Origin of the sequence: Halopseudomonas laoshanensis (assembly GCF_008365385.1) — a bacterium.
In the GTDB taxonomy this organism is placed as follows: Bacteria; Pseudomonadota; Gammaproteobacteria; order Pseudomonadales; family Pseudomonadaceae; genus Halopseudomonas; species Halopseudomonas laoshanensis.
In genome coordinates, this window is sequence record NZ_QOVF01000001.1 from 1,332,809 (window position 1) to 1,355,565 (window position 22,757).

22 protein-coding genes are annotated in these 22,757 nt (G+C 58.8%); 7 read left to right on the plus strand and 15 right to left on the minus strand.

Annotation, left to right across the window (positions count from 1 at the left end; all coding sequences use genetic code 11):
- Positions 1 to 121: 121 nt before the first annotated feature.
- The gene (locus DT594_RS06095; RefSeq protein WP_178091435.1) at positions 122 to 2,047 is read right to left on the minus strand and encodes an alpha/beta fold hydrolase; all 1,926 of its coding nucleotides are present in this window, start codon (positions 2,045 to 2,047) and stop codon (positions 122 to 124) included.
- A gap of 307 nt (positions 2,048 to 2,354) precedes the next feature.
- Between DT594_RS06095 and DT594_RS06100 the strand changes: the two genes are divergently transcribed.
- On the plus strand, positions 2,355 to 3,614 hold the full coding sequence (locus tag DT594_RS06100) for a DUF1835 domain-containing protein (protein WP_149331813.1): 1,260 nt from the start codon (positions 2,355 to 2,357) through the stop codon (positions 3,612 to 3,614).
- 257 nt (positions 3,615 to 3,871) lie between these two features.
- Positions 3,872 to 5,092, plus strand: a complete 1,221-nt coding sequence (locus DT594_RS06105) for a GAF domain-containing sensor histidine kinase (protein WP_149331814.1) — start codon at positions 3,872 to 3,874, stop codon at positions 5,090 to 5,092.
- Positions 5,093 to 5,117: 25 nt separating this feature from the next.
- On the opposite strand, the gene DT594_RS06110 is transcribed toward DT594_RS06105, so the two are convergent.
- Positions 5,118 to 5,981 (minus strand): isocitrate lyase/PEP mutase family protein, encoded by an 864-nt coding sequence (locus DT594_RS06110; RefSeq protein WP_149331815.1) that lies wholly within the window; start codon positions 5,979 to 5,981, stop codon positions 5,118 to 5,120.
- A gap of 176 nt (positions 5,982 to 6,157) precedes the next feature.
- Positions 6,158 to 8,245: an elongation factor G gene (fusA, locus tag DT594_RS06115; protein WP_149331816.1), complete on the minus strand. Its 2,088-nt coding sequence runs from the start codon at positions 8,243 to 8,245 to the stop codon at positions 6,158 to 6,160.
- Between the two features lie 211 nt (positions 8,246 to 8,456).
- Here fusA and DT594_RS06120 point away from each other — a divergent pair, with 211 nt between their 5' ends.
- Together DT594_RS06120 and DT594_RS06125 are read left to right on the plus strand one after the other, a co-directional pair.
- The gene (locus DT594_RS06120; RefSeq protein WP_218574484.1) at positions 8,457 to 9,248 is read left to right on the plus strand and encodes a pseudouridine synthase; all 792 of its coding nucleotides are present in this window, start codon (positions 8,457 to 8,459) and stop codon (positions 9,246 to 9,248) included.
- 51 nt (positions 9,249 to 9,299) lie between these two features.
- The gene (locus DT594_RS06125) at positions 9,300 to 9,494 is read left to right on the plus strand and encodes a DUF3185 family protein (protein WP_096347742.1); all 195 of its coding nucleotides are present in this window, start codon (positions 9,300 to 9,302) and stop codon (positions 9,492 to 9,494) included.
- Between the two features lie 58 nt (positions 9,495 to 9,552).
- Here the strand turns inward: DT594_RS06125 and DT594_RS06130 are convergent, their stop codons facing one another.
- The gene (locus DT594_RS06130; protein ID WP_149331817.1) at positions 9,553 to 9,888 is read right to left on the minus strand and encodes a hypothetical protein; all 336 of its coding nucleotides are present in this window, start codon (positions 9,886 to 9,888) and stop codon (positions 9,553 to 9,555) included.
- Between the two features lie 101 nt (positions 9,889 to 9,989).
- Here DT594_RS06130 and DT594_RS06135 point away from each other — a divergent pair, with 101 nt between their 5' ends.
- Positions 9,990 to 10,595: a DJ-1/PfpI family protein gene (locus DT594_RS06135; RefSeq protein WP_149331818.1), complete on the plus strand. Its 606-nt coding sequence runs from the start codon at positions 9,990 to 9,992 to the stop codon at positions 10,593 to 10,595.
- 75 nt (positions 10,596 to 10,670) lie between these two features.
- Positions 10,671 to 11,009, plus strand: a complete 339-nt coding sequence (locus DT594_RS06140; RefSeq protein ID WP_149331819.1) for a zinc ribbon domain-containing protein YjdM — start codon at positions 10,671 to 10,673, stop codon at positions 11,007 to 11,009.
- A 6-nt stretch (positions 11,010 to 11,015) separates the two neighbouring features.
- Here the strand turns inward: DT594_RS06140 and DT594_RS06145 are convergent, their stop codons facing one another.
- The 4 genes from DT594_RS06145 to DT594_RS06160 form a co-directional block, all read right to left on the minus strand.
- A complete protein-coding gene (locus DT594_RS06145; RefSeq protein ID WP_149331820.1) occupies positions 11,016 to 11,480 on the minus strand; it encodes a DUF3429 domain-containing protein in 465 nt (154 codons plus the stop codon).
- Positions 11,481 to 11,613: 133 nt separating this feature from the next.
- A complete protein-coding gene (locus tag DT594_RS06150) occupies positions 11,614 to 13,638 on the minus strand; it encodes a transglutaminase TgpA family protein (RefSeq protein ID WP_149331821.1) in 2,025 nt (674 codons plus the stop codon).
- Positions 13,635 to 14,636, minus strand: a complete 1,002-nt coding sequence (locus DT594_RS06155; RefSeq protein WP_149331822.1) for a DUF58 domain-containing protein — start codon at positions 14,634 to 14,636, stop codon at positions 13,635 to 13,637. Before DT594_RS06155 ends, DT594_RS06150 begins: the two co-directional genes overlap by 4 nt.
- Positions 14,636 to 15,553, minus strand: a complete 918-nt coding sequence (locus DT594_RS06160) for an AAA family ATPase (protein ID WP_149331823.1) — start codon at positions 15,551 to 15,553, stop codon at positions 14,636 to 14,638. Before DT594_RS06160 ends, DT594_RS06155 begins: the two co-directional genes overlap by 1 nt.
- 165 nt (positions 15,554 to 15,718) lie before the next feature.
- Here DT594_RS06160 and DT594_RS06165 point away from each other — a divergent pair, with 165 nt between their 5' ends.
- Positions 15,719 to 16,600, plus strand: a complete 882-nt coding sequence (locus DT594_RS06165) for an alpha/beta hydrolase (RefSeq protein WP_425460514.1) — start codon at positions 15,719 to 15,721, stop codon at positions 16,598 to 16,600.
- Here the strand turns inward: DT594_RS06165 and DT594_RS06170 are convergent.
- The 7 genes from DT594_RS06170 to DT594_RS06200 all read right to left on the minus strand — a co-directional run bounded on the left by DT594_RS06170 (position 16,570) and on the right by DT594_RS06200 (position 22,752).
- Entirely contained in the window at positions 16,570 to 18,081 is a 1,512-nt protein-coding gene (locus DT594_RS06170) for a TAXI family TRAP transporter solute-binding subunit (protein ID WP_149331825.1), read from the minus strand. The two genes, DT594_RS06165 and DT594_RS06170, sit on opposite strands and share 31 nt — an antisense overlap.
- A gap of 176 nt (positions 18,082 to 18,257) precedes the next feature.
- Positions 18,258 to 18,845 (minus strand): HupE/UreJ family protein, encoded by a 588-nt coding sequence (locus tag DT594_RS06175; RefSeq protein ID WP_246164554.1) that lies wholly within the window; start codon positions 18,843 to 18,845, stop codon positions 18,258 to 18,260.
- Between the two features lie 2 nt (positions 18,846 to 18,847).
- Positions 18,848 to 19,495, minus strand: coding sequence for an urease accessory protein UreG (ureG, locus tag DT594_RS06180; RefSeq protein ID WP_096348136.1), 648 nt, complete (start codon positions 19,493 to 19,495; stop codon positions 18,848 to 18,850).
- 39 nt (positions 19,496 to 19,534) lie between these two features.
- Positions 19,535 to 20,215 carry an urease accessory protein UreF gene (locus DT594_RS06185; RefSeq protein WP_149331826.1) on the minus strand — a complete coding sequence of 227 codons (681 nt, stop codon included), beginning with the start codon at positions 20,213 to 20,215 and terminating at the stop codon, positions 19,535 to 19,537.
- Positions 20,208 to 20,708, minus strand: a complete 501-nt coding sequence (gene ureE / locus DT594_RS06190; protein WP_149331827.1) for an urease accessory protein UreE — start codon at positions 20,706 to 20,708, stop codon at positions 20,208 to 20,210. The genes DT594_RS06185 and ureE overlap by 8 nt, the downstream gene beginning before the upstream one ends.
- Positions 20,709 to 20,717: 9 nt before the next feature.
- The gene (gene ureC, locus DT594_RS06195; protein ID WP_149331828.1) at positions 20,718 to 22,418 is read right to left on the minus strand and encodes an urease subunit alpha; all 1,701 of its coding nucleotides are present in this window, start codon (positions 22,416 to 22,418) and stop codon (positions 20,718 to 20,720) included.
- Between the two features lie 28 nt (positions 22,419 to 22,446).
- Positions 22,447 to 22,752, minus strand: coding sequence for an urease subunit beta (locus DT594_RS06200; RefSeq protein WP_149331829.1), 306 nt, complete (start codon positions 22,750 to 22,752; stop codon positions 22,447 to 22,449).
- Positions 22,753 to 22,757: the final 5 nt, after the last annotated feature.

The following is a 22,757-nucleotide window of genomic DNA, read 5'->3' on the forward strand; positions in this document are numbered from 1 at the left end:
TAGGTCCTGTTGGTGAGAAAGGCGCATGAGACAAAGGTTCATTATGTATCGATCAGAACAGGTGCTGCATAAAAAAGGCCGCCCTCTGCGGCGGCCTTCTACTACGCGATAAATCGGACGGTCAGTCCACATAGTCCTTGAAATGGACCGAGATAGTGCGGATCTGGTTAGAGGGCCAGTTGGGTACGTTGACTATCTGCGTGGTGTCACTGCCCTCTTCCCCGCGCGGAGTGAGTTCAAGGCTGATGACCCCATTGGGTCCGCCCGCCGCTGGCAAATACATATCCAGCCCGGAGATAAACGGAATCCGGTTGAGCACCGGGTCTGGCGTGCCCAAATTGCTTACGCCGTCCGCACCCCGATCATGCAGGAACAGCGAGCTGAGACGCTTGAGCAGCGGCGCCGTCTGCTCGATGATGACGTTGGTACCCTTCACTTCCAGGATATCACTACCCTCTTCCAGATAACCCCAGAACTCCTTGTCACGGCTGATACCGATGTTGCTGTGATTTGCGCTGCGCGTCAGCAATGCGCCTACGCCGCTACCGGGCAGCGAGGTGTTCAAGCGCACATTGTAGCTATCAGTGGTGAACGGCTCGCGGTAGAAGTAATGATCGTTACCCGCACCTTCACGAACCAGCGCAAATTCATAACTGCCACCCTTGTTCAGGCGCGCAGGACCCCACTGGCCAGAGCTGTCGAGGACCATCTGGTAGCTCGGGGTATCACTCAGACGCGCGCCGGTGTCCGGACTGATTTCACTGATGCGCAGCTCGGCACCTTCTGCCCCAATATTGCGCGGAAAGATACTCGCTCGCCCGGCAACCCAAACCTCTGCGCCCTCTGCCTGGGGCACTTGAACGACGGCGGGAGATTGCGCATTGAAGAATGCGTACATGCGCTCAAAGGAACTGGCCGAGGTAGCGACTTCGATATGCCCGACCGGAGCTTCAACCGGCGGATAAACGTTCTCGGCACCCACCACTTCCCGATCAATATACTGCCCCCAGAGCGCCAAAGTGCGTACACCGCCTGGTGGGCTGGCTGCGGGTGTGCCGTCGATGCTGATGTAGTTGGCAACCTTGGCGGCTCGTTGCGGATCACTCAGATAGGTAAGACTAACGCGGGTACCGTTGGAGTGCCCCATCAGATCGACCTTGTCCGCGCCGGAAATAGCCAACAGCTGATCGACGATGGCGTCGATACCGGCATTGCGCGCGTCGGTCATGGCCAGATACTCATCGCTGTCGATGGCGGAGGTGTCGTACTCAAAGGTCGCCAGATAGTCTCGCGGGTAGCCATTGGTAATAAACCGCTGAGCCTGTGACTCGAATTGGGAAGCAGATCCTGCACCGCCGTGGATAAACACCACTGGTCGCACATCGTAGTCGATGTCCCGACCATCCAGAGCATCGAGCGAGTCTTGCAGGTGTTGCCAGGCCTGCAATGTGCTGCGGGCGACGCGCGATTTGCCATCGGCGTTCTCAGCAAAAACCGCTGTTTCATTCAACGCCGCCAGCAGCGCCGCCAGGGCCGAATCAAACGCGGCGGTGTCAGCAAAATCAATGCTGGTACCGGGATTGTCGGCGAGGTACTGGTCGATCTGGTTAACGATCGCATCAGTCAGCTCAATGCCATTGTTCAAATTGCCATCGGCGTCGAGCGTCTGTAGCAGACGGGAAATATTCAGCACCGCTGGGTCGCTGGAATCGGCCGCATCCGTCACCAGACTGGTCGGCGTCATGATGCTCTCACCCATCCCCTCGCCCAGTTTCAACTCACCCAGGTGAAAACTGACGATCTCGCCTTCGCGGTATTGAAAGCGCCCGGTTTCATTGGTCTCGCCCTCCTGGCTGGGGGTTTCGTAGCGCAGCCCAGCCACAGGGCTATCGACGAAAGTGCCTTGCTGTACATCGGAGGATTCATCGGAGCTAGAGCTGGAGCCGGATCCGGAAAAACAGCCGGCACTCATCGCCGCGACCAGACTCAGCAAAGGAAGTCCAGCCAGACGCCAGGCGCTGCTGATACGTGGGAGGATTTTGTTCATCATATGCCTCATTATTGGATTTATTCTAAGGAGCAAACCCTTATTCCGGCTTGCACTGGAGACATAGTACGGAAGTGATCATCCAATGAAATAGCACGATGCCAAATATGAATGATCGTTCGTTCATTTTTGTGATGACTCCCCGGTCGCGGCGCGTCTTGACAGAAAACCACTGTCGCTCCAATCTAAGCCTCAACGCCGCCAGGCGTCCCGTCCGCGGAAAGGGCTGCGCCCACAGCAATACCCAATTCATGTTCCATACGAATCCCAGCCTGCTGGGCGGACACAGGCCTGTGAGGGAGTTCGTATGTCTGCAGATAACAGCCCGATCGGCCACGGCCGACTTAATCTTGAGCAACAACGCAAGCGTGCGAAGGAACTGCTCAAAGGGGCAATTCACCAACAACCCGACGCTATCACCCGCCTGCTCGCACATCTGCCTGCTCGAGAAACACCCCCCAGACTCAGCGACGCGCAATGGGTGATCGCCCGGGAGAACGGCTTTGGTAGTTGGCCAAAGCTGAAGGCGCATATCGACGCGCTGGATTTTGCCAGCCGCCATGCTGGGTTGCATGGCGATCAGGACGCACGCACCCTGCATATCCGCTGCGGCTCTGATATCCAACACAGCCTCAAGGTGGCGGGGTTCACCGGCGACTTTTTAGAGTTCTCTGATCCCCTGTGTATTGGTCCGGTGACCACTACCGACTATTCCGCGCTGCTGCCAGTGCGGGCGGCGTTTCTTGCTGGCGCCTTCAACATCACGGCCGATGATTCCCTCGCACGCTTACAGCAGAGTTGGTCTGTGTTGGCGCAGCTGGATACGTATGAGCGCCTGGTATTGTGGTTCGAGCATGACAGTTACGACCAGTTGATTCTCGCCTGTCTGCTGCATCACCTGAACCAGCAGAAATCCAGCGCACGGATCGAACTGCTAGCCGTAGATGCCGTTCCCGGAGTTGAACGCTTTATTGGCATCGGTCAGCTAGCGCCTGACGTGCTGGCCTGGCTGTGGCCACAGCGCAAGCCGGTCACGCCAGCTCTGCTGCAACTGGGCGCGGATGCTTGGGAGGCGCTCTGTGCAGAAACCCCAGAGCCGCTTATGGCGCTCACCAGGAGCGGTACTCCCGCGCTTCCGATGCTGGGCAGAGCACTGAAACGTCACCTGCTGGAACTGCCTGCGAGTAACAATGGCTTGGGCTTGAGTGAACGACTGGCATTGGAAGCATTGCGCGATCATGGACCCATGTCGGCCGGCAAGGTGTTCGCTGAGCTAATGCGCGAACGTGAACCACTGCCCTACCTGGGTGACATGATGTTCTGGTGGTTAATCCAGCCTTTGTTGAACGCGGCTGAGCCCGCGATAGCCATCATTGCCAACGCCGAAGCGCAATGGACCGAGCGCGTACTGCAGCTGACAGCAACCGGAGTGGCGCTGCTGCGCGATGAACGTGACTGGCTTGATTGTGGTCCGGGTGAGCGCTGGGTAGGAGGAATAAACGTCTGCCCAGAGCAGCCACAATGGCGTTATGACCACGCGGCTGACCGACTCCACTGCTCGCGATAAATATGTTATTTGTCAAATGCTTAGCAGACTATATTACAGCTCGACATCAAGCCTAAGCCCGGGAAATCCGGGCTTGGCGTCTTATCAGCGGATAGGAAAACCTGTAAAGTGATGTTGAATGTAGAGGCGCAAACGATAGCTGAACCCCCTATATGCGACTCATCCAGATGGAGAGCGCGAGGAGGCGTCGCAGAGTCAGCTAACGCGTTGGCATCATGATAATCAGATCATGACGTGGCGCCATGAAAAGGACAGTGATGCCTGACGTCTCAGACTTCTCCGATGATATCGACACCGTCAGCCGGATCGAGGCGGTGCCGAGCATTCTCAGTATGGTCAAACAGGCCACCGGCATGCGTTTTGCCGCCATCGCCCGAGTCACGGAAAGCCGCTGGGTCGCCTGCGCGGTAGATGACGACATCGAGTTCGGTCTGGCACCCGGCGGCGAGCTGCCGGTGGAAACCACCCTCTGCCATGAGATCCGTCAGCATCTGACGCCGGTCGTCTTCACGCACGCCAGTGAACACCCGGTTTACTCGCGACACCACACGCCCTTGACCTACCAGCTGGAAAGTTACGTGTCGCTACCGATCATCACTGCCAAGGGTGATTTTTTCGGCACGCTCTGCGCGATAGATACGGTGCCAGCGCACTTTGATGAAGCCGTGGTGCTCGAAACGCTGAAGCTCTATGCACAGCTGATCGCGATGAACCTGGATTTGCAGAATGACCTGCGAGTGTCCAATCAGGCCCTGGCTGATGCGAATGAGATTGCGCATTTTCGTGACCAGTTTGTCGCGGTGCTGGGGCATGACCTGCGCTCGCCACTGACCGCCGTGCGCCTGAGCGCTGATCTACTGGCCAGCAGAATGACCAATGAACGTGATTTGCTGCTGACCCAGGCCATTCAACAAAGCTCCGTACGGATGGGCACCCTGATCGAGAACGTGCTTGATTTTGCCCGGGGCAAATTGGGTGGCGGCATTACCGTCGAACCACGATGGGTTGAGGACCTGATGAGCCCACTACGGGGGGTGATCGATGAGGTCTGCTCGGCACACCCGCAAGCATCGGTCGTGGAAACGCTGAGTCTCCCTGGGGATCATGAGTGCAGCAGGGCTTATTGCGATCCTGTCCGGGTCTGCCAGTTGTTATCAAACCTGCTCGAGAATGCCATTACCCACGGTCGTGAGGGGGCTCCAGTAGAGCTGCAGATTCTAGTCGCCCGAGATGAATTGGCGATCAGTGTCATCAACCAGGGTTCGCCTATCCCACCAGAGCTTATCCCCATGCTGTTCCAACCGTTCAGCCGCTCGCAGGGCAAGCAGCGCGGAGAAGGCCTGGGACTGGGTCTCTATATCGCCAGCGAGATCTGTTCCGGTCACGGTGGCACACTCGAGGTTGTCTCCACCGAACTATCAGGTACCCGCTTTACTGCTTTAATCCCCTGCGGCGGCACGGCCCAACCAGGCAATTAACTCGAACTGATTGCCTGCTCCCACCTCAATCATGCACATCCATAAACCGGACTGCCCATTCGCGGTTTTCTTCCAATGTGGAGTAACGGGTAGATAGCTCCGATGCGCTCAGTGTACCTTCAGCAATGCCGCGCTGCGCGCGCAGGCAGTCGTAGGTTGCCTTGATCGCGGCGAAGTAGGCAGCGTGGCCATTTACCACAATACGCACGCCATTGGCTGCCAGGCGCTCGCGATCGCGCAGCTCCGGGTTGTCGTAGGCGACCAACATCAGCGGAATCGACAGATGCTGGCTGATTTGCTCAAGATGCTCGAAGTCGCGAATACCCACCACACAGATGCCGTCGGCGCCAGCCGCCTGATAGGCCTTGACCCGCGCTATGGTGTCCTCAATGCTGAGTTGACCGGCATTGGTGCGAGCGAAGATCGACATGACCGGATCGATGCGCGCGTCCAGCGCAGCTTCTATCTTGCCAACGGCCTCTTCCAGGGAAATCAGATCGGTGGATTTGTGCCCGTATTTGGCTGGCAGCAGCGTGTCTTCAATAGTCAGCGCCGCCACCCCTGCCCGCTCCAGCTCGGTCACCGTGCGCATCACGTTCAAGGCATTGCCGTAGCCGTGGTCGGCATCGGCGATGATCGGCAGCCGCGCGACCCGACCGATACGCGTGGCCTGCTCGGTGAACTCACTCAAGGTGATCAAAGCGAAATCCGGCGCCGCCAGCACCTGCAGTGACGCTACCGAGCCGCCGAGAATACCTACCTCGAAACCGATATCCGCAGCGATGCGTGCGGACATTGGGTCGAAGGTCGAAGCCGTGTAATAACAGCGGTTGCTGGCCATTAAAGCGCGAAGATCCTTGCGAAGATCATGTTGTGACGGCGTTGCCATACCTTTACTCCTGGGAACAGGCGGTTAGCTGACGGGAAGTTTGAGTTTGAGATTACACCAACTGGCTTGCTAGCAGCTGTCAACCAGGCTGATCAATTAGTAGCAGATGTTGTAATACCGGCAATAAAAAACCCCGCCAGCTTGCACTGGCGGGGTTGTGTCACTGCAAGGACAACTTAGGCCTTGGCAGCTTTCTTCTCTTTCTCTTTTGCGATCACTGTTTCAGCAACGTTGGCAGGACATGGAGCGTAGTGAGCAAACTCCATGGAGAACTGACCACGGCCTGAAGTCATGGTACGCAGGGTGCTGATGTAGCCGAACATTTCTGCCAGCGGAACATCGGCCTTGACGCGTACGCCAGTGGCGCTGATTTCCTGACCCAGGATAATGCCGCGACGACGGTTCAGGTCACCAATCACGTCACCTACGTGATCTTCCGGCGCATAAACGTCAACCTTCATCATCGGCTCCAACAGCTGTGGGCCAGCCTTCGGCATGGTCTGACGGAAGGCGCCCTTGGCCGCGATTTCGAACGCGATGGCCGAGGAGTCAACGGCGTGGAAGCCACCGTCTTTCAGCTCGACGACGACGTCCAGCACCGGGAAACCAGCCAGAGGACCGATGCCCATCATCGACGCAAAGCCCTTCTCGATGGCCGGGAAGAATTCCTTGGGAACGTTGCCGCCAGTAACAGTCGATTTGAAGGTGAAGCCAGTGTTCGGCTCGCCGGGCTTAATGACGTAGTCGATCTTACCGTACTGACCGGAACCACCAGACTGCTTCTTGTGCGTGTAGCTGTCTTCCACATCCTTGGTGATAGTTTCGCGGTAGGCAACCTGTGGCTGACCAACCAGCAGATCAACACCGTAGGTGCGACGCAGGATGTCGACCTTGATGTCCAGGTGCAGTTCGCCCATGCCGCGCAGGATGGTTTCGCCGGAATCGATATCGGTTTCAACGCGGAAGGTAGGATCTTCAGCAACCATCTTGCCGATAGCAACGCCCATCTTCTCAGTGGAACCCTTGTCTTTCGGGGTAACCGAGATGGAGATAACGGGCTCAGGGAACACCATCGCTTCCAGAGTACAAGGATGCTTGGGATCACACAGGGTGTGACCGGTCTGCACGTTCTTCATGCCGACGATGGCGATAATGTCGCCAGCGGTAGCGAAACTCAGTTCGTTACGCTCGTTGGCCTGCATCTCAACCATACGGCCAACGCGCTCGGATTTGCCAGTGAACGAGTTGAGGATGGTGTCACCCTTGCTCAGAGTACCGGAGTAGATACGAACGAAGGTCAGGGCGCCGAAACGGTCATCCATGATCTTGAACGCCAGCGCGCGGAAGGGCTCTTCAGCGGAGACGATAGCGTATTCGCCATTGGCGTTGCCTTCTTCGTCGGTCAGCGGCTGAGGGTTAACTTCGTGTGGCGCAGGCAAGTAATCAACGACGGCGTCCAGCAACAGCTGCATGCCTTTGTTCTTGAACGCAGAACCACAGTAAGTCGGGAAGAATGCCAGTTCCAGAGTACCTTTACGGATGCAACGCTGAATGTCTTCGATGGAAGCTTCTTCGCCTTCCATGTAGGCCATCAACAGCTCGTCGTCCATCTCCAGAGCGCCTTCGACCAGACGGTCGCGGTAGGTCTCTACGTCGTCAACCATATCGGCTGGTACGTCAGTGACGGTGTAGTTCTCTGGCTGCCCGGTTTCATCCCAGATGTAGGCTTTACGGGTCAGCAGATCCACAACGCCGGAGAAGGTGTCTTCACGGCCGATGGGCAGAGTCATGATCAGCGGCTTGGCGCCCAGTACTTTCTCGACCTGAGCGGTTACACGCAGGAAGTCGGCACCGATACGGTCCAGCTTGTTGACGAAGATCAGACGGGATACTTTCGAGTCGTTCGCGTAGCGCCAGTTGGTTTCTGACTGGGGCTCAACACCGCCAGAACCACAGAATACGCCGATGCCGCCGTCGAGTACTTTCAGCGAACGATAAACTTCTACGGTGAAGTCTACGTGGCCGGGGGTGTCGATGACGTTGAAGCGGTGGCCTTTCCAGAAGCAGCTAACGGCCGCTGACTGAATGGTAATACCGCGCTCGGCTTCCTGTTCCATGAAGTCGGTAGTGGATTCGCCTTCGTGAACTTCGCCGAGCTTGTGAATACGGCCGGTCAGCTTGAGGATACGCTCGGTTGTGGTGGTCTTGCCAGCATCAACGTGGGCGAAGATACCGATGTTTCTGTAAAGATTAAGGTCAGTCATAGCGCTCTCTGCATAAGCCGGGTTGGAAATAGGCCGCTACTATACAGGATTGTGGCTGGATTTGGCCAAAGAATAAGCAGCAAAAATGGCCAGCATCGCCGGATAATGTTGTGCCTACAGCAGTTACTGGTACTGCGGTGCCTTCGCTAACTGGTATAAAGCCCGTCTGGCCGCATAAATACGGCAAACAGCAGCCTTCTCAGGAGCTCCAGTGTCCGATACAGATCTGCCCGCACCCTGCCCTGCTCATGCTGTCAATCCGCTGACCGAGGTCTACCGCGACCAATGGTTGCTGGCGGTTCACAAGCCCGCAGGCCTGCTGGTGCACCGCAGTCCGATTGACCGGCATGAAACCGAGTTTGCGCTGCAATACGCGCGGGCATTGAATGGCGGCGAGCATGTCTACCCTGTGCATCGGCTGGACCGACCCACCTCAGGCCTACTGGTCTTCGCCCGCGACCCAGGCACGGCGAGCATCCTCGGCAAGGCGCTGATGGCCGGTGAAGTGCGCAAGACCTACCTGGCCATGGTGCGCGGCTGGCCGCAGGAAGAAGGTGTGATTGACCATCCGCTGCGCGAACACCCAACGGACAGGCGTTGCAAGGATGAGCCGCAGCCGATACGCGAGGCACTCACCCATTACCACCGGCTGGCGACCACCGAAATACCGGTAGAGATCGAAGGTTACCCGGTCAGCCGCTACAGCCTGGTCGCCTTGCACCCGGCAACCGGCCGCAAGCACCAATTGCGTCGCCATATGCAGCACATTAGCCACCCTATTATTGGCGACACCAATTATGGGCGTACCAAACACAATCATTACTTTGCTCAGCGGTTTGGCCAAGGCCGGTTGATGCTGACAGCAACTGCCATGGCCTTTACCCACCCGGTCACAGGCAAGGCTCTGGAACTGCGGACAAAACCGGAGGTCAGTTTTATGCGCGTCCTGTCAGCTTTTGACGATGCCGACCTGGCAAGCGCAAAACTGGATTTTGTACTCTAGAGGGGATTACTCTGGCAGTGCGGAACAATAAGAAGATAACAAGGAGATGCTATGAAACCACTCGGGATCGTTTTACTGGTAGTAGGTGTGTTGCTGTTGGTGTTTGGCTTTCAGTCGTCCCAGTCACTGGGTGACCAGGTAACTGAAACCTTCACAGGTCGCTTTACAGACGGAACCATGTTCATGATCATCGGCGGCGCTGCTGCCCTTGCCGCTGGCGCGTTCATGACCTTTGTCCGCAAGTGAACTGTAATCGCTGATTGATGCAGCGCCGGATAACCTACTGCCCGGCGCTGAATTCAAATCAGTCTCCTGGATAAGTAGTGTTATCCGGTCCGTCATCCTGCCCCGTCTCGAAATCACTCCCGTCGGCATTAGTACGTTTCTCTTGCCCCGTGCGGTGCACGGTGGAGTCATTGCTATAACCACCATCATTATTGCTACTCGGGCTGGTACGAGGAGTGCTACGCATTGAGCTGCCGGTATTGGGCGCTGTGCCCTGCTGCCCATTTGGCTGCCCTGCTGAGGGTCGCGGGCTGTTGGCACCTGCTGCGGGATTGTCGGCGGCCAGCACCAGCGGTGTGGCGACAGCCAGCGTGGCGAACATGAGAAGTGAAGGTAATAATCGAATGCGCTTCATTAAGTGCTCCCTGGAGTAATATCAGCTTGTAGCTTGTCTTATATCTGCCTTGTAACAGTTCTGATAAACAGCCCGCCACAAAGTTCATACAGGAAGACCTCATGACCATCAGCATTGGCATCTATGTGTTCGATCAAGTGGAAGTACTCGATTTTGCCGGTCCCTATAAGGTATTCACTACCGCTACCCGCGTAGCCAAGGCGAGCCAGGGCGAAAATTCTCGGGTGTTCGAAGTATTTACCATCAGCCGCGACGGCAACCCAATCAAGGCGCGGGCCGGACTGGTAGTGCAACCGGATTACAGCTTTGACGATCAGCCACTGATAGATGTGCTGCTGATTCCCGGCGGCGTGGTCTCAGCCGAACTGGCGCGCCCGAAGGTGATCAAATGGATTCAGCGCACCAATGCCGGTACGCAATTGACGGCGTCGGTGTGTACCGGTTCAATGCTGCTGGGCAAGGCCGGCTTGCTGGACGGGCTTAGTGCTACCACCCACTGGGAAGATACCGCGGAACTGCAGAGCATGTTCACCAACGTCAAGGTGGTCACGGGTGTGCGCTGGGTGGACCAGGATGCAATCGTAACCTCTGCCGGCATCTCTGCCGGCATCGACATGAGTTTGCACCTGGTAGAACGGCTGGCGAGTCGCGAACTGGCCGAACTGACCGCACGACAGATGGAGTTTGATTGGACAGAGAATCACTGAGGCGGCATCATTCCGCGCCTTGCTGATTAACCAAGTGATATCGACATTCAACTGTAATTGAAACAAGGCCTCGTTATGACATTGCCCCACTGCCCCGAATGCAATTCCGAATTTACCTATGAGGATGGCGAGATGTTCGTCTGCCCGGAATGCGCCAACGAGTGGGCAAAATCTGGCGAGGCTGAAACCACCGGTGACGCCAAGGTGGTAACGGACGCCAATGGCAATCCGTTGCAGGACGGCGACAGCGTCACCGTGATCAAGGATCTGAAAGTCAAAGGCTCGTCACTGGTAGTCAAGGTGGGCACCAGGGTCAAAAGCATCCGCCTGGTGGATGGCGACCATGACATTGACTGCAAGATAGATGGCATCGGGGCAATGAAGCTCAAGTCGGAATTCGTCAAGAAATCCTGAACCCGCTCAGTGCTCGATCCATGTGGCCACCCAGGCCACCGCCAGCGAGAGCACTACGACAATACTGAGCGGCTTGCGCAACGCCGGATACCAGACCGGCGCCAGACCGTGGTTTACCGCCCACAGATCAGCGAAATACAGACAGGCAAAGGCCAGAAAAAATACTGGCAAGCCCAGATTGATCGGCAGACTGAGTGCAAACCAACCCAGCAATGGCGGAATAACCGACAAGCCCAGCTGTATCGGCGCCTTGTCACTCGATTCATCGGCGCGCATGGCCAGCCCCCAGTGGATGGCGCCCATGAATGCCAGAATCACCGCGGCGTAGCTCAGCAGTTCTTCCATCACGCGTCCACGCCAGGCATCGGGTATGACCCACAAGCCCAGAGCGCCGCCTACAAAGGGCACCAATCCTGCCATGCCAAGACCAACAGCCAGAGGGGGTGGTCGAATTGCGCTGAAAGGATGCATGGAAACTCCGTGACTGTCAGGGTAAAAAAGCGTTAATCAGGGCTACCGGCGATGTCAGTATAGCCACGGCCAGTCTGGCACGGTCAGTTAAGACACAGTCATTATAGGCGTACTGGTGCGCCCGACAAACCAGCTATTCCAGCAATACCCCCGCTCTGGCTGGGCGTTTGCGCGGCAGTTGCCGGATCAGGGTCTGCAGATGACCGCGTAATCGGCCCTGCTGTTGACGATCGGGCAATTCAGCGCCCAGCACATACATCTGCTCGACATACTCGTCAAAGAATGCGGCCAAGGCTGTACGCTGGTTGGGCAAGGCGATTTCCAGACGCGCCTGCCAGGCACGCGGGCCTTCGCCACGGTGGGCATTCAGCCCCAGACGTAACAACCTGCGATCCAGTAACTGCCAGGCACGCTGACGCGGATCGCGGTGCAGCCGGCCCGGCCGCAAGGTCCACAGCGCCAAAGGAATCATCACCAGCGCCGCCGCAAGCAGAAGTATAACGCCAACACGCTGCCAGTCAGTGGTACCCAGCCAGCGCTGGAAAAGTGCCATCTGCCGCTCGCTTTCAAAGCCGAGCACGCGCAGCTGCCACTGGTAGTTCACATCATCCCATCCCAGACGCAGTGCATTGATCCAGCTGATGTTGCGATAGCGCGCCGAAGACATCAACGAGTCTTCAAGAAAGCTGCCCTCCTCCTGCATGGCAGCCTGCAAGCCGCGTTCGATGCGCTCCGGTGCGACCTGAAAGGTCGGATCCACCGAGACCCAACCCTGCCCCGGCAACCAGGCTTCGACCCAGGCATGGGCATCGAACTGATGCACCAGCACATAGTTGCCGCGCGGATTCTGTTCGCCACCCTGATACCCCGCCACAACGCGAGCGGGAATACCGGCGGCGCGCAGCACAAAGGTCATGGCGCCGGCAAAGTGCGCGCAGAAGCCCCGCTGACTATCGAACAGAAACTCATCATTGCTGTGCTCACCCAGGGTCGGCGGACGCAGGGTGTAATGGAAAGGCTCACGGTTGAAATGCCGCAGCAGCGCCTGAACCAGATCGCTATCTTTCGGGTATTCCGCGCGCAGTTCAGCAGCCCAGGCACGGCTACGCGGGTCAAAGCCTTCGGGTAGCCCGGTATATAGCCTGAGCTGCAGCGGATCCAGTTCGGTGGGTTGCATCAGGCTGTCAGGATAGGAAACCGCCGTATAACTGGTGGTCTGGCTCACTGGGCGCTTGGACTGCAGCATGAAATCGCGCGTGAGCCACAAGTCTTCATCTTCGGTAGTCGCACCGCGCAAGCTGAAAACCCAGGGCTGCTGGGTGGCGCGGATCATGACCTGGTACTCGACCGCCTCACCCTGCTGCTTCCACTCGCCAGCGCCGCCATTGGACGCCAGGCTGGAATGACTCCAGCGCCGGCCATCGAAGTTGCTCAGCGTCAGCGCGCGCCAGTAAAGATCGCTGTGAGCTGGGATCTCCCCGCTGAAACTGGCGCGGAAGGCCAGCTCGCCGGAGCGTGCCAGGTTGGCGATATCCGCCGGGGCCATGCTCTCTGCCAACCCGGTCGCAGCATTCTGGCCGGGCGCGTTGACCGACCACAGCGGCCCGATGCGCGGAAATAGCAGGAACAGCACCAACATCAACGGCACCGCTTGCATAAGCAGAACGCTACCGGTTTTGAATGCGCGGGCCGGATCATTGCGCCCCGGCGTCTGATGCAACCCCACCAGGGCCGCAACCAGCACCAGCAGGGAAAAACACTGATAGAGCGCGAGCACGATGCTCTGGTCGAACAGAAAGGCAGTCGCGACGATAAAAAAGCCCAGGTAGATCACTACCATGGCGTCACGCGGGTTACGCATTTCCAATAGCTTGAGCATGAACAGCAGTAGCAGCAGCATCACCGCCGCATCAAGGCCAATCAGCGTACCCTGGGAGGTGAATACGCCCAATACCGTCAGGCCAATGGCCGCGGCTTTGAATAGCGTGCCCGGGTAGCGCCAGCGCATGCGCTGAATCTGTACGCGCCATAGCGCGCAACCAAGCCACAGGACCGCGACCCAGATCGGCAAGCGCGGCAATTGCGGCAGCAACACCACAATCTGCGCAATCAGCAGCCAGGCCAGGCTGTTACGCGGAATCAGCGCGTGCGCGCTCATGCTGGCCTGCCGTACAGCGCCAGTGCGCGCAGGCATTGATCCCGCTGCTGCTCACCGACTGCCGGGCCGAAGCTGGTGCCGCCAATCAGCAAGCCATAGGGCCGCGATTGCTGCTCAAGCTGCATTACCCATCCACAAAGGTAGCTCAGGCGCTGCTCCAGATCAGCTCCTGGGGTCTGGTCCAAATCCAGCCAGAGGGTGTCCTGCACCGGCTCGGCGAAGACTTTGCTGTGCAGGCCCTGACCACGGGAATAGGCCCGCCAGTCCAGCCGCCTGCGTGAGTCGCCCGGCTGGTAATTGCGCAAACCTTGAAAGTCATCCACACCCTCACCCAACGGCTGATCGCCCTCCTCTGCGCCAGCTCGGCGTCTCGGCGGCAACGGCACACTTAATGGCTTGGGGTAGACCAGCACTTTCCAATCCAGATCCACCAGACTCCAGGCAACAAACCAGCCGAGTGGATAGCGGGTTTCTATCCTCAGGCGCCCAGGGCTGAACCAGCCCCGCTGCTGCGTGGGGTGATAGAGATCCACGCGGGTGTCGCTGTCCTTGCCCACATCCAGCCTTTGCGGCTGGGTCTGCGGCCAACTAAGAGTCAGCGCCTGGTGTTCATGGCGTGGGGCCAACAGGCGAATATGCAGAGGCGCAGCTTCGCCGGCGAATACCGCGTGGCTGCCGGACGCATGCAGTTCCAGACTGGCGAGGTTGCGATAGGTGTGATGCAGGGATACCCAGAACAGGCTGCCTAGCAGGAAGGTCACTGCGTACACCAGGCTGTTCTGATAGTTGATCGCGCCAATCAACATCACGCCGAGTAAAAGCAGCAGCGCCAGCCCAGCGCGGGTAGGAATGATGAAGATCTGCCGGTGATTCAGGCGTACCTGGCTCGCCGCCGGAATGCGGCGTTTGAGCCAGCGCTGAAAAAGGCCGGAAAAACGTCCGCGCGTCGCCACGCCGGACGTATCCACGCGGGCCGCATCCACGCCTGACGGCCGCATCAGACCGCCTCCACCTCATTGAGCAGCCACTGCGCCAGACCGCCACCACCGTGGCCGGCAGGATCTTCGCTGGCGCGCAGGCGATGGCTGACCACTGCGGGCAAGACCGCCTGCACATCTTCGGGTATCACATAATGCCGGTGTTCCAGCATCGCCCAAGCCCGCGCAGCGGCCAGCAAGCCCAAACTGGCACGCGGCGACAAACCCCAGGCGCAGACCTGGCTTTCCCGTGTGCGATTTACCAGGCGCAAGATGTAATCGATGATCGCTGGACTCGCGGTGATCTCCGGCACGGCCTTCTGCAACGCTTGCAAGTTGTTGCGATTGAGCACGGCTTCGATGCCATCCAGCCGGGTATTGCGGTCTTCGCCCATCAGCAGTGATTTCTCGGCGGCGGGTGACGGATAACCCAGCGACAGGCGCATCAGGAAACGGTCCAGTTGCGACTCGGGCAACGCAAAAGTACCCGCCTGGGACACCGGGTTCTGCGTGGCAATGACAAAGAATGGATTAGGTAGCGGCCGGGTGGAACCGTCCACGGTGACCTGGCCCTCCTCCATCGCTTCCAGCAGCGCACTCTGGCTTTTCGGCGTGGCGCGGTTGATCTCGTCCGCGAGGATCAATTCGGCAAAGATAGGACCGGGGTGAAACACGAACTGTGCCGTGTTGCGATCAAATACCGAGGTACCCAGAATGTCACCGGGCAGCAGGTCACTGGTAAATTGGATACGCTGGTAGCTCATGCCCATGACCCGCGCCAGCGCTTGCGAGAGAGTGGTCTTGCCCATACCCGGCAAGTCCTCAATCAACAAATGCCCCCGTGCCAGAATGCAGGCTACTGCGAGCTTGACCGCGTGATGTTTGCCCAGCAGAACCTGATCCACTGCGTCCAATGCACGATTGAGCACATCCTTCATGTTTTCCCCTTGTCTGCTCTTAACTGCTTATGCAGGCATGTTAGGTTCTACGGCGCGCGCACGAAAGCGAAATGCAACGACTTGTAACAGCTTGTGGTGTTTACTCGCCGGCGCTTGCGGCATCATCGATACTTACTTTTTTGTGGGATCCAGCCTATGCCTTTCATCGTGCCGTCTGTAAAACAGAGTCTGATTCTTGCCGCAATGGCGCTGGCTCTGGTCGGTTGTTCGCCGCTGGCACCCTTGAATTTCGTTATCTCCGACAAGCATTACACTCTGCTGGCGGATCAGGCCTATGGTGACAACCAGCGTCAGAAGCTGGATGTGTATTTTCCGAAGGAGAATATCCAGAGCGCACCGGTGGTAGTGTTTTACTACGGCGGCAGCTGGCGTGGTGGTGAGCGGGGCAATTATGCCTTTGTCGGCGAGGCCCTGGCTGCGCATGGCATGATCGCAGTGGTGGTGGATTATCGCGTTTATCCGGAAGTGACCTACCCGGCCTTCCTACAGGACAGCGCCTCTGCGGTTGCCTGGGTTGAGAAGGAGCGCCAGCAGTGGCAGGACCAACCGCAACCGCTCTTTGTCATGGGCCACAGCGCCGGAGCTTACAATGCTGCCATGCTCGCGCTGGATGACCGCTGGTTGGCGGAGCAGAACCTGTCGCGCGATATTCTCAGCGGCTGGATCGGCCTGTCGGGTCCTTATGATTTCATCCCCATCGTCAATCCCCAGGTAAAACCGGTATTTCACCACCCGGATACGCCCGAGGACTCGCAGCCGCTATTTCATGCCAGCGCCAGCAGCCCGCCCGCCTTACTGCTCGCGGCAACGCCGGACAAGTTGGTTGACCCGAAGCGCAACACGCTGCAACTGGCAGAAAAGCTGCGCGATGATGGCGTCAGTGTAGAAACAGACACATTCGAGTCGCTCAACCATTACACCATACTGCTGGCGATGGCCCGGCCGTTCCAGGGCTGGGAGCCCATCATCCAGCAAGTACAGGCCTTCACCTTCGATCAGGCCGGCACCACAGTGCCGTCTGACTGATTATCCTGCCCCTCGGGACGCATCGCCTCGAGGCGGTTGATCATGTAGCGGATATGCAGGTGCAGCTCATACAGCTCGTGGGCGTATGATAAGGGCACCTCGACACGGGTCAGCTCGTCTTCAAGCTCATGCAGGCCCTGAATCTCCTGATCAAGGCGGTCCTTGATCTCGCCCTTGACGATCAAGTGGTCGATACGCCGCAGCTGCTCGTACCAGCGATACACCCGCGAGCGGATACGCCAGATATAGATCGGGCCCATGCTGCGTATCAGCGGCATCATGATCACGATCAGCGGGATCACCAGCACGATGTAGCGGTCGACGATGGAAGCAATCCAGAACGGCAGATAACGTTGCAGAAACGGCGTGCCACTCTCGTGGTAATACTCGGCTTCGGCGCTCATATCCAGATCCATCGGCAAGGCCGCAGGATACTGGCCAGGCGCGTCCAGCAGATTGCCGTCACGCAGCACTTCCTTGGCCGCGCTGAGCACCAGCGCGGTCAGAGCCGGATGGAAATGTTCGTTACCCACCAGGGTCGCGACGGGCGACAACAGGCTGATGTCCTGATCGGGCACGTTGCGGCGGATATTCAGCAAACCTTCGGGGATGGTAAGGTCTTCGAGATAAGGCAAGCGTGCAGCGAACGCGCGCGCCTGGCTCAAATGCACCAGCTCCACATTCGGCGCGTTGATCAGCTCGCGAATCAGCGCATTGTCCGCTGGCAATACGAAAAAGGCAGCGTCCAGCTCACCAGCGTAAAGTGCGTCGGCAGCAGCGCGACCGGCCAGCGACTGCCATTGGCCGTCACCTTGTGAATCCCAACTGGCCATATCGCCCTGGACCTGGAACAGGCTTCTGACAACAGCCCAGGTGCCGCTGCCCTCACTACCCAGCGACACGCGTCGGCCGACCAGATCGGTCAGGCGACGGATTTCAGTAACGTTGCTAGCAGTACTGTTACTAGCAGTACTGTTACTAGCAGTACTATCGGCGGTGTCGGTGTCGCCGTCAGTCGTTTCCTCGCCGCTATTCTCGTCTTCTCCAGCATCGGCCTGAGCATCGGTCTGCGAGCTGGGAGCCGGTTCTGAGTCCGTGCGCTGAAACAGCCACAGCGGTTCATGGTAAAGCGTTGCCAGGCCTTCCAGTTGATCGCGCTCACGGCGGTCGACCAGTTTCTCGATGCCGCTCTGAATAATACCCAGCTGCACATCACCGGAACCGTCAGTCAGCCGCTCGATGTTATCCAGCGAACCGCGGCTGGTCACCAGCTTTACCTCCAGCCCCTCTTCAGCCAGGCGTTCCTTTAGCGCCAAGCCGAATTGGTGATAGCCACCGTTCTCGGTGCCGGTAGTCATGACTATCGAGCGTGGCGGTGCGGGATCAAGGAAGCGAAACAATACCCAGACAATCAGGGCGACCAGGGGGACTATCCATAGATTGGCGCGAACAAACAGACCGGCCTGTTTCAGAACATGCATGCGGATCCTCCGACGTTGTAATACTACTTTGAGTCTAAACGGCGAAAGAGTTCATAGCTATGTAAAGGCTGGGACGGAATTTTCCGCAAAGTTTGCCGTTAGAGAGGACTGGTCAGGAAGACCAAGAGCTTTTGTGGGAGCGCCGGCCCGGCGCTCCCACATTGCTGAAACAACGCTTACATACCTGCAACCATGCTCAGGCCAATAGCGCCGATGGCCGCACCCATGATCCGGGAGACCACCGGCAAGGAACGCTGCTGCAGCCAGCCGCCCGCCAGCAGGCCAGCCAGATGCAACCCGGCGGTCGCCACGGCAAAGCCCAGCGCATAGGTCAAGGCGCTGGCGGCAAGGGGCATTTCCGCACCGTGCGCTACACCATGGAAGAGTGCAAAGATTGATACCACAGCTGCACTGATCAGCAGCGGTACCTGGCGCGCCCAGAGCAGGAACAAACCCAGCACTACAACAGAGGCGACAATACCCGGCTCTACCGCGGGCACGGACAAGCCAACCATGGCCAGACCACCACCTATCAGCATGACGCCAACAAACAGCGCCGGCAGCAACCAGCGAGCCTTGCCGCCCAGCTGAGCGCCCCACAGGCCGACGGCAACCATTGCCAACAAGTGGTCAAGACCAAACAGCGGATGACCCAGGCCACTGAGCAGCCCGCTCACGTTCTCATGCCCCGGATGCGCGTGAGCCAGCCCAGGAATGGCGAACACGCCGACCAGTAACATCAAACGACTTGAAAACCCGTGCATGCTCAAACTCCTTTCGCCTGTTGAGTGTTCTCGGGCAGCGGTTTGAGCATGCCCTGACGAACGATAAAGGCAATGATGTCCTCGACACCCTTGCCACTTTTCAGATTGGAAAACACAAAGGGCCGCTCGCCGCGCATCTTCGCTGCGTCGCGGTCCATCACGCCCAGATCGGCTCCCACCAGTGGCGCCAGATCGGTCTTGTTGATGATCAGCAGATCCGAGCGGGTAATGCCCGGCCCGCCCTTGCGCGGAATCTTGTCGCCAGCGGACACGTCGATCACGTAGAGGGTCAGGTCCGAGAGTTCAGGACTGAAGGTCGCTGCCAGGTTGTCGCCACCGCTTTCGACAAAGATCAATTCCACCGCTGGAAAGCGTTCCTGCAGTTCGGCAATCGCTGCCAAATTCATCGACGCGTCTTCGCGGATCGCGGTGTGCGGGCAGCCGCCGGTTTCCACACCGAGAATACGGTCTGCCGGCAATGCCTCATGGCGCAGCAGAAAGTCAGCATCTTCACGGGTGTAGATGTCGTTGGTGATTACCGCCAGATCGTAGTGCGGGTACAGGCGCTCGCAGAGTATGCGCACCAATGCGGTCTTGCCGGAGCCGACCGGGCCGCCGATGCCGACGCGCAGGGCTGGTTTGGAACTCATTGTGGTACTCCTTATTAAAAATCGAGTAAGAAAAACGGATCAGGATCGAAACAATCGTGTGTATTGGTGTTCATGCCGGGCGCTGGCAAAGGCCAGCCCCGGCAGGCCCGCGCCCAGCTCGTCATCAGCCAGGCCGGCCGCCAGTTCGACGATCGGCGGCAGCGCTGGCAGCAAGCGGTCAAGCAAACGCTGGGCGTCGGTCTGCCCCAGCGGAATCAGTTTTGTCGCAGCGCCAGTCTGATTCTCCAGCCAACTCCAGAGCACACCGAGTGCCAGCGCACTGGGCCCGGTACGCCAGTGTTGCCCGGCCATGGCGAAGGCGCTGATCAGCGCCAGCGGTTCACCTGTTGGCCAGTCCTGCGCCGCCGGAATCAGCAGCGATTTCATCAGTCGCAGCAGCGCCCCGCCCTGCTGGCTGTCTTCCAGATACAGCTCGGCGGTTTCGCGGCTGGCCAGTAACCAGTCATTCCAGGCGGCAAAGCCGGTTTCATCCTGCTGCTCGAGCGCCGCGTATTGCCGCAGCAGCAGCGGAATATCCAGCCGTCCGAGCGAGCGCGAGGCCAGTGCCGTCAGCCAGCCAGCGGCGGAGTCCAGGTCGGTCACCCAGTCCTGCTCGATGGCATACTCCAGTCCCTGGGAATAGGCATAGCCGCCAATCGGCAACGCCGGGCTGGCCAGTTGCAGCACTCTCAGCAGCGCTGCATCGGCAATATCAGCCATGTTCGTGGCCACTCAAGCGTAAAAAGGGTGCGTTCTGAATCGGCCCTGCCGGCGTGGCAACGCTGTGGCCGTGGCTGTGGTAGGCGCCGGGCTCGGGGTTGAACGGCGCGAAGATCTCCTCCACCTCCAGACCGAAGCCGCGCAGCATGCTGTCTAGTACGTGGTCACGCAGATAGCGCAACTGACCCGGCTGGATCTCCAGCGGCACATGCCGGTTGCCCATGTGGTAGGCCGCACGGGAAAGCAGCAACGCGTCATCACAGAACACCCGCGACAGGGACTCGGATTCGGCATGGATCACCACCACGCTGCCATCGTCACCCTGCAGCCGATCACCCTCGGCAAGCATCCGTCCGCGCGGCAGAAACAGGCCCACCTCGACGCCGCCCTGGCTCTGCGCGCGCAAGCGACTGCGGGTACGCAATTCATAGGTCAGCTCCAGCACATGGTCGGCTGGGCCGGGCTCTTCCAGCCATTGATGGCATTCGATCATCAAATACTCCTAAAACAGGTAATAACGCTGGGCCAGCGGCAGGGATTCGGCCGGCTCGCACAACAGCTCGACGCCATCGGCCTTGACCACATAGGTTTGCGAATCAACGCTGATCACTGGCTGGTAATCGTTGAGTTTCATGTCCGCCTTGCTGATGGTGCGCGTTTTGCTCACAGCTTCCAGCCTGCGCTTCAGCCCGAGCTTGCTGCCAATGTCGGCATCCAGCGCGGCCTGACTGACAAAGGTCAGGCAGGTGCTGTTCATGGCACTGCCAAAGGCGCCGAACATCGGCCGGTAATGCACTGGCTGCGGCGTGGGTATGGACGCATTCGGGTCGCCCATGGGCGCTGCAGCAATGGAACCACCCTTGAGGATCAGACTGGGCTTGGTGGCAAAGAAGGCAGGCTTCCACAACACCAGATCAGCCAGCTTGCCGACCTCGACCGAGCCGACCACATGGGAAATGCCCATGGTGATTGCCGGATTGATGGTGTACTTGGCGATATAGCGCTTGGCGCGGAAGTTGTCCGACCAGTCATCGTCCTCGGGTAACGGCCCACGCTGTACTTTCATCTTGTGCGCGGTTTGCCAGGTACGGGTGACCACTTCGCCGACCCGGCCCATGGCCTGGGAGTCGGAGGAGATCATGCTGAAGGCGCCCAGATCATGCAGGATATCTTCGGCGGCAATGGTTTCGCGGCGGATACGCGAGTCAGCAAAGGCCACGTCTTCGGCAATCGCCGGGTCCAGGTGGTGGCAGACCATCAACATGTCCAGATGCTCGTCCACGGTATTGATGGTGTAGGGCCGTGTCGGGTTGGTCGACGAGGGCAGTACATTCGGCTCGCCACAGGCCTTGATGATGTCCGGCGCGTGACCGCCGCCTGCACCTTCGGTGTGGTAGGTGTGAATCACCCGGCCCTTGATCGCCGCCAGGGTATCTTCAACGAAGCCGGACTCGTTCAAGGTGTCGGTATGGATAGCCACTTGCACGTCATAGGCTTCGGCCACGCTCAGGCAGCAATCGATGGCCGCCGGTGTGGTACCCCAGTCCTCGTGCAACTTCAGGCCCATCGCTCCCGCTTCCAACTGCTCCTCGAGCGCATCCGGCAGGCTGGCATTACCCTTGCCGAGAAAGCCCAGATTCATCGGGAAGGATTCGGCCGACTGCAGCATTCGCGCGATATGCCAGGCACCCGGTGTGCAGGTAGTGGCATTGGTGCCGGTTGCCGGGCCAGTGCCGCCGCCAAGCATGGTGGTAACGCCGGAGGTGAGCGCCTCTTCGATCTGCTGCGGACAGATAAAGTGGATATGCGCATCAATGCCGCCGGCAGTGAGGATCATGCCCTCCCCGGCAATAACTTCGGTACCGGGCCCGACGATGATGTCCACGCCTGGCTGAATATCCGGGTTGCCGGCCTTGCCGATCTGGCTGATCATGCCGTTCTTGATCGCCACATCGGCCTTGATCACGCCCCACCAGTCCAGAATCAGGGCGTTGGTTATCAGGGTGTCCGGGGTCTCCGCGCGTACCCGCTGGCTTTGCCCCATCCCGTCGCGAATCACTTTGCCGCCGCCAAACTTGACCTCTTCACCGTAGCGGGTCAGGTCCTTCTCGACGCTGATCCACAGCTCGGTATCACCCAGGCGTACGCGGTCGCCCTTGGTCGGGCCATACATCTCGGCATAGGCTTCTCTGCTGATTTCCATCTAGTGCTCCTTATTCACTGTTCGCACTTCACAGGCTGCCCATAACCAGGCCGCGAAAACCGTAGACCTTGCGCTCGCCGGCCAAGGCCACCAGTTCGATCTCGCGGCTTTGGCCGGGCTCGAAGCGTACGGCGGTGCCAGCGGCAATATTCAGGCGAAAGCCGCGCGCAGCGTCGCGATCGAAGTGCAAGGCGGCGTTGGTTTCAGCAAAGTGGTAATGCGAGCCGACCTGGATCGGCCGGTCACCACTGTTGGCCACACTGATGGTGATGGTCTCGCGCTTTTCGTTGAGCGTCAGGCTACCGGGGCGGGTCTGGATTTCTCCGGGAATCATGGTCA